10 protein-coding genes are annotated in these 13,662 nt (G+C 63.1%); 7 read left to right on the plus strand and 3 right to left on the minus strand.

The annotated features are described in order from the left end of the window. Positions 1 to 51: 51 nt before the first annotated feature. The gene (locus tag LQ249_RS04280; RefSeq protein ID WP_017844502.1) at positions 52 to 1,470 is read right to left on the minus strand and encodes a short-chain fatty acid transporter; all 1,419 of its coding nucleotides are present in this window, start codon (positions 1,468 to 1,470) and stop codon (positions 52 to 54) included. Positions 1,471 to 1,655: 185 nt separating this feature from the next. Here LQ249_RS04280 and LQ249_RS04285 point away from each other — a divergent pair, with 185 nt between their 5' ends. The 7 genes from LQ249_RS04285 (at position 1,656) to LQ249_RS04315 (ending at position 11,328) form a co-directional block, all read left to right on the plus strand. After that, entirely contained in the window at positions 1,656 to 2,960 is a 1,305-nt protein-coding gene (locus LQ249_RS04285; RefSeq protein ID WP_046384821.1) for an MFS transporter, read from the plus strand. A 72-nt stretch (positions 2,961 to 3,032) separates the two neighbouring features. Next, a complete protein-coding gene (locus LQ249_RS04290) occupies positions 3,033 to 4,169 on the plus strand; it encodes an XRE family transcriptional regulator (protein ID WP_046384820.1) in 1,137 nt (378 codons plus the stop codon). Then, complete coding sequence (locus tag LQ249_RS04295) at positions 4,166 to 4,663, plus strand: DUF4411 family protein (protein WP_017844499.1); 498 nt, start codon at positions 4,166 to 4,168, stop codon at positions 4,661 to 4,663. Before LQ249_RS04290 ends, LQ249_RS04295 begins: the two co-directional genes overlap by 4 nt. A 137-nt stretch (positions 4,664 to 4,800) precedes the next feature. Then, a complete protein-coding gene (locus LQ249_RS04300) occupies positions 4,801 to 5,706 on the plus strand; it encodes a cation diffusion facilitator family transporter (protein ID WP_046384819.1) in 906 nt (301 codons plus the stop codon). 109 nt (positions 5,707 to 5,815) lie between these two features. Further along, positions 5,816 to 7,039, plus strand: a complete 1,224-nt coding sequence (locus LQ249_RS04305) for a TolC family protein (protein ID WP_057005636.1) — start codon at positions 5,816 to 5,818, stop codon at positions 7,037 to 7,039. A gap of 17 nt (positions 7,040 to 7,056) precedes the next feature. Further along, complete coding sequence (locus LQ249_RS04310) at positions 7,057 to 8,163, plus strand: efflux RND transporter periplasmic adaptor subunit (RefSeq protein ID WP_057005637.1); 1,107 nt, start codon at positions 7,057 to 7,059, stop codon at positions 8,161 to 8,163. 18 nt (positions 8,164 to 8,181) lie between these two features. Beyond that, positions 8,182 to 11,328: a CusA/CzcA family heavy metal efflux RND transporter gene (locus tag LQ249_RS04315; RefSeq protein ID WP_057005638.1), complete on the plus strand. Its 3,147-nt coding sequence runs from the start codon at positions 8,182 to 8,184 to the stop codon at positions 11,326 to 11,328. Here LQ249_RS04315 and LQ249_RS04320 read toward each other — a convergent pair. Together LQ249_RS04320 and LQ249_RS04325 are read right to left on the minus strand one after the other, a co-directional pair. Then, positions 11,252 to 12,688, minus strand: a complete 1,437-nt coding sequence (locus LQ249_RS04320; RefSeq protein ID WP_169881864.1) for a heavy metal sensor histidine kinase — start codon at positions 12,686 to 12,688, stop codon at positions 11,252 to 11,254. The genes LQ249_RS04315 and LQ249_RS04320 overlap by 77 nt on opposite strands. Beyond that, positions 12,685 to 13,359 carry a heavy metal response regulator transcription factor gene (locus LQ249_RS04325; protein ID WP_232566210.1) on the minus strand — a complete coding sequence of 225 codons (675 nt, stop codon included), beginning with the start codon at positions 13,357 to 13,359 and terminating at the stop codon, positions 12,685 to 12,687. Before LQ249_RS04325 ends, LQ249_RS04320 begins: the two co-directional genes overlap by 4 nt. Positions 13,360 to 13,662: the final 303 nt, after the last annotated feature.

The raw sequence follows: 13,662 nt of genomic DNA on the forward strand, positions 1-13,662 counted from the left end.
ACGCTTTAAGCGGAAAGCCTGGAGCTACAAACCTCAAGCTTGCCGCTGCGTTTAAGGCATCACCGGCGGCAAATACTTCAACGTCGTCCCCAACGCCCACAACAGAAACAACACCAACGGCGCGTGTACCAGCAACTGCACGAACGAAAACCCGATCAGATCCCGCGCCTTCAGCCCCAACACGCCCAGCAGCGGCAGCATATAAAACGGGTTGATCAAATTCGGCAGCGCCTCGGCCGCGTTGTAGATCTGCACGGCCCAGCCCAGGTGGTATTGCAGGTCAGTGGCCACTTGCATCACGTAGGGCGCTTCGATGATCCACTTGCCGCCGCCCGACGGGATGAAGAAACCCAGCACCGCCGAGTACACGCCCATCAACAGGGCATAGGTGTCGTGGGAGGCGATGGAGGTGAAGAAGGTCGAGATATGGTGAGCCAGGGTCTGGCCGTCGCCGCCCTTGACCACCGTCATCAGCGCGGCAATCGAGCCGTACAGCGGGAACTGGATCAGCACGCCGGTGGTGGTTGGCACCGCGCGGGCGACCGCGTCCAGAAAGCTGCGCGGGCGCCAGTGCAGCAGCGCACCGACCATGATGAACAGGAAGTTATAGGTGTTCAGCCCGGAAATCGCGCTGATCGCCGGTTTGGTCGAGAACTCGTGGAACAACCAACCCGCCGCCAGCACCGCCAGCAGGATCGTCAGCACCGGGCTGTGTTCCAGCCATTCGCCCGGGCGTGTCGGGGCCTGCGGCGTGGGCAGGTTGAAGGCCGGGTCGACCCCGCAGGCCTTGGCGTCACGGGCGCTGTTCGGGCCGGGCGCGGTGGCGTAGGCGATGATCAGCGAGACCACGATCAGCGCCAGCAGCAGCACGCCGGATTGCCACAGGAAGATGGTGTCGGTGAACGGGATCACCCCGGTGATCGACAGGATCGACGGCGGCAAACTGGCCGGGTTGGCCTGCAACTGCGCGGCCGACGACGACAGCCCCAGCGCCCATACCGCGCCGAGCCCCAGGTAGGCCGCGGCACCGGCAGCGCGGTAGTCCATGCGCAAGTCCGTGCGCCGCGCCAATGCGCGCACCAGTAAACCGCCGAACACCAGGGACAGCCCCCAGTTGAGCAACGAGGCAACCATGGAAATCAACGCCACCCAAGCCACGGCCGAGCGGCCGTTCTTCGGGATGCGCGCCAGGCGGTCGATCAGTTTCACCGCCGGTGGCGAACTGGCGACCACGTAACCGCCGATCACCACGAAGGCCATCTGCATGGTGAACGGGATCAGGCTCCAGAACCCATCGCCAAACGCCTTGGCGGCTTCGGTCGGCGCGGCGCCCATGCCCAGGGTCGCCACGGCGACAATGATCACGGCGAGGGCGGCAAACACCCAGGAGTCGGGAAACCAGCGTTCGGCGAAATTGGAGCAGCGCAGGGCAAATCGGGCATAGCGGCTTTCTTCGATAGCATCGGCCACGAGTCATTCCTCTTGTAATTGTTATGGTTTTGGCAGTTTTACGGCATGTTCCGCTACGGCCATTGATATGGGAATGCAGTTATCTTCATCGATCATTGAGGAAAACAAATATATCCGCCGCGATTGCCATCATCCGGCGCAGCTCATAACCTGCACGCCATTTTGTTTGTCTGCCGAGCCTCAACATGACTGCCACCTCGCTTGCCCAGGCGCAGCGTTTTTCCCGCTCCGACTACAAAACCCTGGGCCTGGCCGCCCTCGGCGGTGCCCTGGAAATCTACGACTTCATCATTTTCGTGTTTTTCGCGCTGACCCTCAGCCAACTGTTCTTCCCGCCGGAAATGCCCGAGTGGCTGCGCCTGCTGCAAAGTTTCGGGATCTTCGTCACCGGCTACCTCGCGCGCCCGCTGGGCGGCATCCTGATGGCGCACTTCGCCGATCACTTGGGGCGCAAGCGCGTGTTCAGCCTGAGCATCCTGATGATGGCCTTGCCCTGCCTGCTGATCGGGATCATGCCGACCTACGCGCAAATCGGCTATTTCGCACCGCTGATCCTGCTGGTGCTGCGCGTGCTGCAAGGTGCGGCGGTGGGTGGTGAAGTGCCCAGCGCCTGGACCTTTGTCGCTGAGCACGCGCCGCCCCATCACCGCGGTTACGCCTTGGGCTTCTTGCAGGCCGGCCTGACCTTCGGCTACCTGCTCGGCGCACTGACCGCCACGCTGCTGGCGCAAATCTTTACCCCGGCGGAGATCCTCGACTACGCCTGGCGCTTCCCCTTCCTGCTCGGCGGCGTCTTCGGCGTGATCGGCGTGTGGCTGCGCCGCTGGCTCAACGAAACCCCGGTATTCCTCGACATGCAGGCGCGCCGCCAAGCCGCCGCCGAACTGCCGCTGCGCACCGTATTGCGCGATCATCGCCGCGTGTTGCTGCCGGCGATGATCCTCACCTGCGTGCTCACCTCCGCCGTGGTGGTGCTGGTGGTCATCACCCCGACCATGATGCAGAAAACCTTCGGCATGACGCCCAGCCACACCTTCGCCCTGAGCGCACTGGGCATTGTGTTCCTGAACATCGGTTGCGTACTTGCCGGCCTGCTGGTGGACCGCATCGGCGCCTGGCGCGCGGTGCTGGTCTACAGCCTGTTGCTGCCACTGGGGATCGCGGTGTTATACGCCAGCCTGATCGCCGGTGGCGTCTGGCTCGGCGCGGCATATGCCGTGGCAGGCTTGAGCTGCGGCGTGGTCGGCGCAGTGCCGTCGGTGATGGTCGGACTGTTCCCGGCGCCGGTGCGGGTGTCAGGCATTTCCTTCACCTACAACATTGCCTACGCGCTGTGGGCGAGCACCACGCCCTTGATGCTGATCGCACTGATGCCGACCAGCCCGTGGATTTGCGTGGGTTATTGCGTGGTGATGGGCGCGGTGGGGGTGGTGAGTGTGGTGCTGTTCAGCAAGCGCCACGCAGTGGATGCAGGCGCTCGCGGAGCCTAAGGGCCACCAATTGACGGGTATTGCGGCCGCTCCTATAGTCAGGTCCACCCCCCGATCAGCACATAGCCCTTCATGACCCAGACGGCCCTTATCAACCCCGCCATTCTGTCCTGGTCTCGCCAGCGGGCGGGGCTGTCTGAGGCTCAGGTCGCCAAGGGGCTTACGGTCAAGACGCAAAGGGTCATGGAGTGGGAGAGCGGCCGGAGCCTTCCCACCTTTAACCAGGCGCAAAAGTGGGCTGCCATCGCGCATGTTCCTTTTGGTTTTCTCTTTCTCCAGGCGCCTCCACAGGAGCATCTGCCACTTCCGGACCTGCGCACGGTAGGCGGCGAATTACCCGATAAACCCAGCCTGGATTTGATGGACACCGTCAGGGATGTGCTACGCAAACAGGCCTGGTACCTGGAGTATTTGCAGGATCACGAACGAGCGCCGCTTTCCTTTGTCGGGAGCTTCAACAGTCGCTCGCCGATCAAGGACGTCGTTGCCGATATCCGTCGTGTCCTGGGCGTAACCGATGCCCCGGCCCGTATGAGTTATGAAGACTATATGCGGGCATTGGTGAGTGGCGCGGAAGACGCCGGCATTCTCGTTATGCGCAGCGGTGTTGCCTTGGGCAATACCCGCAGGAAACTTGATGTCAGCGAGTTTCGAGGATTTGCGATCAGCAACGTGATGGCCCCCGTTGTGTTTATCAACAGTGCGGATGCACCCTCGGCACGGCTTTTTACCCTGGTGCATGAGCTTGCCCATCTCTGGATCGGCAGTACGGGCGTATCCGATGGGGGCAGTCAGGGGCCTGGTCAAGAAGAAGCCTTCTGCAATGCGGTGGCGGGCGAGTTTCTTGCGCCGGGAATCGCCTTCAGCGCGTACTGGGACAGCGATCTTTACTGGGAAGACAACCTGGCGCCTTTGGCGGGGCGCTTTCATGTCAGCACACTCGTCATTGCCCGCCGTGCGCGTGACCTTGGTTACATCAGCGGCGATCAATACGGCGCCTACTACCGACGGATCTTGCAGGCATATCGAGATAAGGACGGCGGTGGAGGGGACTACTACCGTACCGCTGCGACCAGGAACAGTACCCGGTTGAGCAAGGCTGTTCTGGCGCAAGCCCAGAGCGGTCAGATTTTGCTACGCGACGCGGGAAAACTGCTGGGTGTGCAGCCTGCCAAGTTGAAGACGTATGGAATGAAGCTCTCGGCATGAAGCATCTATTGGATTCGAATACGCTGATCGAGGCCAAAAATCGCTATTACGGGATGACGATTTGTCCGGGCTATTGGGCATGGATACTTCAACAACACCAGGCTTTGGAGATTGCCAGTATCGTACCGGTAAGGGACGAGCTGGCTAAAGGCAATGACGATCTGACCCAGTGGGTCAAGAGCAATGCCCAGCTCTTTGAAGACGCCAGCGATGAACGGACTCAAGTGGCATTTGGGTATATCGTCGCCAAAATTGCCGAGCAGGCGCCGCTGATGAAGGTTGGCGCGCTTGAGGAGTTTCTTGAAGGGGCAGACCCGTGGCTGATTGCCAAGGCGATGACGACGGGAGCGGTGGTTGTAACCCATGAAGTGTATAACCCCGATATCAAGCGTAAATACACCATTCCCAATGTGTGCTCACTGGTCGGCGTCTCTTATATGAATACGTTTGAGTTGCTCGGTAAGCTGGACGCACGTTTCGTTTTGCACCGCTGACCCATTGGGGCAAAGAGGTTTTGGTGTCATCAAAGGTAACCGCCTGCTGGCGTGCGGATGACAATTTTGTAACCCGTGCCAGCGTATTTAGCCGATAGCTCTATGATTCATCCAACCACACCCCACGAGGATGTTTCATGAGCGCAGGACACAACCACGCCCAGGTACGCGCCGGCCACGAACGGCAGTTGTGGATGGCCCTCGGGCTGACCAGCAGTTTCATGATTGCCGAGGTGATCGGTGCCTTTATCACCGGCAGCCTGGCGCTGTTGTCCGATGCCGCGCACATGATGACCGATGCCCTGGCCATGGCGATTTCCCTGGTGGCGATCCAGATCGCCAAGCGCCCCGCCGACCGCAAGCGCACGTTCGGTTACGCCCGCTTTGAAATCCTGGCGGCGGCGTTCAATGCGTTGCTGCTGTTTGCGGTGGCGTTCTACATCCTTTATGAGGCCTATCAACGCCTGCAGGCACCCGCCGAAATCCAGTCGACCGGCATGCTGGTGATCGCCGTGCTGGGGCTGCTCGTCAACCTGATCTCCATGCGCCTGCTCAGCGCCGGCAGTGGCGAAAGCCTGAATGTCAAAGGCGCGTACCTGGAGGTCTGGAGCGACATGCTCGGCTCTATCGGTGTGATCATCGCGGCCGTCGTGATCATGTTGACCGGCTGGGCTTGGGTCGACTCCGTGGTGGCGGCGGCGATTGGTTTCTGGGTGTTGCCGCGCACCTGGGTGCTGCTCAAGGACAGCATGAATGTGCTGCTGCAAGGCGTGCCCGACGGCGTCGATATCGACAGCGTGGAGCAGGCCATGCGTGGCGTGCCCGGCGTGAAGGACGTACACGACCTGCATATCTGGGCGCTCACCAGTGGCAAGAACGTGCTGAGCAGCCATCTGGTGGCGGATGCGATGCCGGGCACCGAACAGCAGGTCCTCGCTCAAGTGACGCAATTGCTGCATGAACAATTCGATATTTCCCACGTCACGCTGCAGGTCGAGGGCGAGGGTTTTCATCGTGACGGGCCCGAAGACGCCCATGCTTGAGCCTTGCTAACGGATTTGTAATGTTCGCCCCACCGCCCTGATAAGTACCGAAAGTTACAGTGCCCCGGCTTGGATTTATCCGCCATTTCATGGGCCTGGAACTCTCGTTATGCCAACTCGTGCAAGAACTCTACTGTGCTCGATCATCGTGTTGCTGGCGACGGCGCAAGGGGTCGGCGCCCAAACCCTGACCCTCGACGCCGCCCTGCAAACCGCCTTCGCCAACAACCCCGACCTGGCCGCCGCGCAATGGGAGATCGACATCGCCAGCGGCGGCCGCCAGCAGGCGGGGCTGATCCCCAACCCGGTGGCCTCGTGGGATGCCGAAGACACCCGCCGCGACACCCGCACCACCACGCTCAAGTTAAGCCAGACCCTGGAACTGGGCGGCAAGCGCGGCGCGCGCATCGAGCTGGCCACGCGCGGCCAGGACGTCGCGGCGCTGACCCTCGAACAGCGCCGCAACGGCTTGCGCGCCGAGGTGATCGACAGTTATTACGGCGCCCTTCGCGCCCAGGAGCGCCTCGACCTGGCGCAACGCTCCCTGGCGTTGGCCGAGCGCGGCCTGGTGATCGCCAACGGCCGCGTCAACGCCGGTAAATCGTCGCCAGTGGAAGCCACCCGCGCCCAGGTGCAGTTGTCGGAAATCCGCCTGGAACTCAACCGCGCCCAGATGGGTGTCAGCGATGCCTATCGCCGCCTGGCTGCCAGCACCGGCAGCGCCGCGCCCGACTTCGCCGCCGTCGCCACGCCAAGCAGCGGCCCGGCGACGTTGCCGCCCGCCGCGCAACTGCTGGCGCGTCTTGAACAGACCGCCGAGCTGCGCCTGGCCGAACTGCAAATCCTGCAGAACGAAGCCAGCGTGGGCCTGGAAAAAGCCCAGCGCATCCCCGACCTCGATGTGTCGATTGGTAGCCAGTACGACGCCAGCGTGCGCGAGCGCGTGAATCTGGTGGGCGTGTCGATGCCGATCCCGCTGTTCAACCGCAACCAGGGCAACGTGCTCGCCGCCACCCGCCGCGCCGACCAGGCCCGTGACCTGCGCAACGCCGCCGAACTGCGCCTGCGCACCGAAACCCGCCAGGCCCTGGACCTGTGGCAAACCGCGAACACCGAAGTGCGCGCATTCAACCAGCAGATCCTGCCCGCCGCCCAGAGCGCGGTGGACAGCGCCACCCGTGGCTTCGAAATGGGCAAGTTCAACTTCCTCGACGTCCTCGACGCCCAGCGCACCTTGATCGCTGCCCGCACCCAATACCTCACGGCGACCGCCCAGGCCACCGACGCCTGGGTACGCATCGAACGGATCTACGGCGACCTCGCCCGTTTCTGATTTTTTTGGAGTCCTCTATGCAGACTAAACATGGCGTGGCGCTAGCCCTTGTCCTGGGCCTGATGCTGTCCGGCCTGGCAAACGCCGAGGAAGAAGAAGGCACACTCGAACTCACCGAGCAGCAGATCGAGGCCGCCGGTATTCAACTGGCCCAGGCCCAGCCGCGGCCGATCAGCACGGTGCTGTCGTTGCCGGGTGAAGTGCGCTTCGATGAAGACCGCACGTCGCACATCGTGCCGCGTGCGGCGGGGGTGGTGGAGGCAGTGAAGGTCAACCTCGGCCAGACGGTCAAGCAAGGCGAGTTGCTGGCGGTGATCGCCAGCCAGCAGATTTCCGATCAGCGCAGCGAGCTGGCCGCCAGCCAGCGCCGCCTCGAACTGGCGCGCACCACCTTCCAGCGCGAGCGCCAACTGTGGCAGGACAAGATCTCCGCCGAGCAGGATTACCTGCTGGCGCGCCAGGCCTTGCAGGAAGCCGAAATCGCCCTGAACAACGCCCGCCAGAAGATGACCGCCCTCAGCGGCAGCGCCGTGCCGGCCGGCGGTAATCGCTATGAATTGCGCGCACCGTTCGCCGGCGTGGTGGTGGAGAAACACCTGGGCGTCGGCGAGGTGGTCAGCGAGACCAGCAACGCCTTCACCTTGTCGGACCTGTCGCAGGTGTGGGTCACGTTCGGCGTCTTTCCCAAGGACTTGAACAAGGTCCGCGTCGGCAAGCCGGTGAAAGTCAGCTCCACCGAAATGGGCACCGAAGTACTCGGTACCGTGGCCTATGTGGGCAACTTGCTGGGCGAGCAGACGCGCACCGCCACCGTGCGCGTGACCGTGCCCAACCCCGATGACGCCTGGCGCCCGGGGTTGTTCGTCGCCGTACAGATCGCCACCGACACCTACCAGGCCAAGGTCACCGTGCCCGAGGCCGCGATCCAGACCGTCGAGGACAAGCCCTCGGTGTTCGTTCGCACGGCGGACGGGTTCGTCACCCGCCATCTGGAACTGGGCGTCAGCGAAAACGGCTACGTCGAAGTGCGCCGGGGCCTCGACGCCGGGGCACAGGTGGCCACGGTTGGCAGCTTCATCCTCAAGTCCGAACTGGGCAAAGGCTCGGCCGAACACGCCCATTGATCCTGCGAGTGATTTCCCATGTTTGAGCGCCTTATCCAATTCGCCATCGAGCAGCGCATCATCGTGCTGTTGGCGGTGCTGTTGATGGCCGGTGTCGGCGTCGCCAGCTATCAGAAACTGCCCATCGACGCGGTGCCCGACATCACCAATGTGCAGGTGCAGATCAACTCGGCGGCGCCCGGTTTTTCGCCGCTGGAAACCGAACAGCGCATCACCTTTCCCATCGAAACCGCGATGGCCGGGTTGCCGGGGTTGCAGCAGACCCGTTCGCTGTCGCGCTCCGGTTTGTCCCAGGTCACGGTGATCTTCAAGGACGGCACCGACCTGTTCTTTGCCCGCCAATTGGTCAACGAACGCCTGCAAGTCGCCCGTGAACAATTGCCCGTCGGCATCGAAACGGCGATGGGGCCGATTTCCACCGGTCTTGGGGAAATTTTCCTATGGACCGTGGAAGCCGAAGAGGGCGCGCGCAAGGACGACGGCACGCCCTACACGCCGACCGACCTGCGCGTGATCCAGGACTGGATCATCAAGCCGCAACTGCGCAACGTGCCCGGCGTGGCCGAGATCAACACCATCGGTGGTTTTGCCAAGGAATACCAGATCGCCCCCGACCCCAAGCGCCTGGCGGCCTACAACCTGACCTTGAGCGATCTGGTCACCGCCCTGGAACGCAACAACGCCAACGTCGGTGCCGGCTACATCGAGCGCAGCGGCGAGCAGTTGCTGATCCGCGCACCGGGGCAAGTGGCGTCGATCGACGATATCGCCAACATCGTCATCACCACCTCGGACGGCACGCCGATCCGCGTGCGCAATGTGGCCCAGGTCGAGATCGGCCGTGAGCTGCGTACCGGCGCCGCCACCGAAAACGGCCGTGAAGTGGTGCTGGGTACGGTGTTCATGCTGATCGGCGAAAACAGCCGCACCGTGTCCCAGGCCGTGGCTGCGCGACTCGAACAGATCAACCGCTCGCTGCCCGAGGGCGTGGTCGCCGTGACCGTCTACGACCGCACCAACCTCGTCGAAAAAGCCATCGCCACGGTGAAGAAAAACCTTTTCGAAGGCGCGCTGCTGGTGGTCGCGGTGTTGTTCCTGTTCCTCGGCAACATCCGCGCGGCGCTGATCACCGCGATGGTGATCCCGCTGGCGATGCTGTTCACCTTTACCGGCATGTTCACCAACAAAGTCAGCGCCAACCTGATGAGCCTCGGCGCGCTGGACTTCGGCATCATCGTCGACGGCGCGGTGGTGATCGTCGAGAACGCGATCCGTCGCCTGGCCCATGCGCAACAGCGACACGGCCGCCTGTTGACCCGCAGCGAGCGCCTGCACGAAGTGTTCGCGGCGGCCAAGGAGGCGCGGCGCGCGCTGATCTTCGGGCAACTGATCATCATGGTGGTGTACCTGCCGATCTTCGCCCTCACCGGCGTGGCCGGGAAAATGTTCCACCCCATGGCCTTCACCGTGGTGATCGCCCTGTTCGGCGCGATGATCCTCTCGGTGACCTTTGTGCCGGCGGCGATTGCGCTGTTTGTCACCGGCAAGGTCAAGGAAGAAGAAAACCTGGTGATGCGCAGTGCGCGCCGGGTCTATGCGCCGGTGCTCGATGGGGTGATGGCGCGGCGCCCGCTGGTGTTCGGTTTGGCGCTGTTGACCATCGTCGCCTCGGGGCTGGTGGCCAGCCGCATGGGCAGCGAATTCATCCCCAGCCTCAGCGAAGGCGACTTCGCCCAGCAAGCCCTGCGCGTGCCCGGCACCAGCCTGACGCAGTCGGTGCAGATGCAACAGCAGTTGGAAAAAACCTTGATGGCCCAGGTGCCGGAAATCGAACGGGTCTTCGCCCGCACCGGCACCGCGGAGATTGCCTCCGACCCGATGCCACCGAACATTTCCGACAGCTACGTGATGCTCAAGCCCAAGGATCAGTGGCCTGATCCGCAGAAGTCCCGCGAAACGCTGATCGCCGATATCCAGCGCGCCAGTGCGATTGTGCCGGGCAGTGCGTATGAACTGTCACAACCGATCCAACTGCGCTTCAACGAGCTGATTTCCGGGGTGCGCAGCGACGTGGCGGTGAAGGTGTTCGGCGACGACATGGCGGTGCTCAACGCCACCGCCGGGGAAATCGCCGAGACCTTGCAAGGCCTGAACGGCGCCTCGGAAGTGAAGGTCGAGCAGACCTCCGGCCTGCCGGTACTGACCATCAATATCGACCGCGACAAGGCCGCGCGGTTTGGCCTGAACGTCGGCGATGTGCAGGACACGATTGCCGTCGCAGTCGGTGGGCGCCAGGCTGGAACGTTGTACGAAGGTGACCGACGTTTCGACATGGTCGTGCGTTTGTCCGACGCATTGCGCACCGATATCGATGGCTTGTCGCGGCTGCTGATCCCGGTGCCGGCGCTGGCCGGTAACGCCTCCGGGCAACTGGGCTTTATCGCCTTGTCCCAGGTCGCCAGCCTCGACCTGGTGCTGGGCCCGAACCAGATCAGCCGCGAGAACGGCAAGCGCCTGGTGATTGTCAGCGCCAACGTGCGGGGGCGTGATATCGGCTCGTTTGTCCAAGAGGCCGAAGCCGCCATCGGCGCCCAGGTCAAAGTGCCGGTTGGCTACTGGACCACCTGGGGCGGGCAGTTCGAACAGTTGAAGGAGGCCTCCGACCGCCTGCGCATCGTGGTGCCGGTGGCGCTGCTGCTGGTGTTCGGGCTGTTGTTCATGATGTTCAACAACCTCAAGGACGGGCTGTTGGTGTTCACCGGGATTCCGTTCGCCTTGACCGGTGGGATCATGGCGCTGTGGCTGCGCGATATTCCGCTGTCGATCTCGGCCGGGGTGGGCTTTATCGCCTTGTCCGGCGTGGCGGTGCTCAACGGCCTGGTGATGATCGCGTTTATCCGCAACCTGCGCGAGGAAGGGCGCTCGCTGTCGATGGCCATCAACGAGGGCGCGCTGACCCGGCTGCGCCCGGTGTTGATGACGGCGCTGGTGGCCTCCCTCGGGTTTATCCCCATGGCCCTGGCCACCGGCACCGGCGCCGAGGTGCAGCGGCCGCTGGCGACGGTGGTGATCGGCGGGATCATTTCCTCTACGTTGCTGACCTTGCTGGTGCTGCCGGCGTTGTATCACTGGGCGCATCGCAAGGACGAGGAAACACCAGGCTGAAGCGCGTAAAACGCCCCGGCTGGCTGCTGACATCGGCGTGGCCCTGATGCAGGTGCATGATCGACTGCACGATGGCCAGCCCCAGGCCGGTGCCGCCCTCGGCGCGGGTACGGCTGCTGTCGGCGCGGTAGAAGCGTTCGAACAAGTGCGGCAGGTGGTGCGCTTCGATGCCGCGCCCGGGGTTGCCGACCGACAGCGATACACGCTGGCCGTAGGTTTCCACCAGCAACAACACGGTAGACGCGGTTGGCGTGTGGCGGATGGCATTGGACAGCAAGTTGGAGATGGCCCGCTGGATCATCAGGCGATCGCCCATCACCCAGGCGTCGCCGCGCAGGTTCAAGGTCACCTGCTTGTCCTCGGCGCTCAAGGCAAACAGCTCCATCACCCGCTGCGCTTCGTCACCCAGCGACACCTGGGCAAACCCGGCCCGCGCCGCCGGATGGCTGACCTGGGCCAGAAACAGCATGTCGGAGACGATGCGCGACAGGCGTTCCATTTCCTCGACGCAGGATTCCAGGCCCGCTTGGTATTCCTGCGAAGGCCGCTCGCGGGACAACGTCACCTGCGCCTTGCCCATCAGGTTGGTCAATGGCGCGCGCAGTTCGTGGGCCAGGTCATCGGAGAACTGCGACAGTTGCCGCACACCGTCGTCCAGGCGGTGCAGCATGAAGTTGATGCCCTGGGCCAACTCGCCCAGCTCCTTGGGCAGGTTGTCCAGCGCCAGGCGATGGGTCAGGTCCTGGGTGCTGACCTGCGCCGCCACACGGCTGAACTGCTGCAACGGCGCCAGCCCGCGCTGCACCAGCCACCAGGCGCCCATGCCGATCAGGATCAGCAGCAGCGGCAGGGCGATCACCGTGGAGCGCAGGTAGGCACTGAGCAACGCTTCATCGTCGGAGCGGTCCAGCGACAGCAGCACGCGCACGTTCTCGCCATTGCGCAGCGCCACCATGCGCGAGGCGCTGAGGATGCGGTTGCCATGCCCGTCCACCCAGTTCAGGTAGGCCAGGGTCTTGCCGGCCGGTACGTCGAGCAACAACGGCTGTTGGGGTTTTGCGCCCACGCTGAGGAGCACCGGCGTATTGGCCTGGGTGCTCATGATGGTCAGGTAGATATTGTCGTGGCCCATCACCAGGTCCAGCAGCGAGTGGGGGCGGCTGCTGATGTCGCGGGGGGCGAGGCTCTGGCTCAGGCTGTGTTCCAACTGATCCAGCTTGTTTTCCAGGCCCTTGCGCGCGAGTTTGTCCAGCTCGTGGGTCAAGGCCAGGTAAGCCAGGGTCGCCAGCAGCACGACCAGTCCGGCGCCCATCAGGCTGACCGTCAGGCCCAGGCGCATCGACAGGCTGCTGGTCCTCATTGACGCGCCTCCAGCACGTAACCGACGCCGCGAATGGTGTGGATCAGCTTGACCTCGCTCTGGTCGTCGACCTTGCCGCGCAGGCGGCTGATGGAGACTTCGACGACGTTGGTGTCGCAGTCGAAGTTCATGTCCCACACCAGCGAGATGATTTGCGTGCGGGTCATCACCTCGCCGGCCTGGCGCATTAATACGTGCAGCAGGGCGAACTCCTTGGTGGTCAGGTCGATGCGTCGTGTGCCGCGGTAGGCGCGGTGGCGGCGCGGGTCCAGCTCCAGGTCGGCGACGCGCAACACGTCCGGCAACGGAATGTGCTCGCTGCGGCGCAACAGCGTGCGGACGCGGGCCAGCAGTTCGGGGAATTCGAAGGGTTTGACCAGGTAATCATCGGCGCCCATGTCCAGGCCCTTGATCTTGTCGGCCAGCCGGCCGCGGGCGGTCAACATCATCACCCGCTGGTTGCCGTCGCGGCGCATGTGTTCCAGCACTTCCCAACCGTCGGTGTTGGGCAGGTTCACATCGAGGATCACCAGTTCATAGGTGTGTTGCCGGGCCAGGTGCAGGCCGTCGACGCCACTGGCGGCGCAATCGACGACATAGCCGCTTTCGGTCAGGCCCTGCTGCAAGTAATCGGCGGTTTTCTGCTCGTCCTCAACCACAAGGATACGCATGGGGATTTACCTTCAAAGGAAACGGAGAGGGGGCATGGCCTCATAGAGGCGCTGAATTTGGCTGTAGGAAAACTCTGAGCCGTGAAGTCGCTATAGGGTCAAGCCACGTCAGGTAGCTGCGACGATTCGCCGCTGTGCGAGTGAACAAAAAAACGCCCCAAGCGGGGCGTAAAAAGTTCATCTCCGTTCCAAAGGAGCTACACAAAAGCCGCAGAGATGAATAGTGCTCGATGCGCAGTATAAAAACTGCAACTTAACGCGAAGGTGAGGCCGATATTACAGTTCTGACAGATTTGAACCTGT

Origin of the sequence: Pseudomonas sp. 7-41 (assembly GCF_021233075.1) — a bacterium.
GTDB classification, from domain to species: domain Bacteria; phylum Pseudomonadota; class Gammaproteobacteria; order Pseudomonadales; family Pseudomonadaceae; genus Aquipseudomonas; species Aquipseudomonas veronii.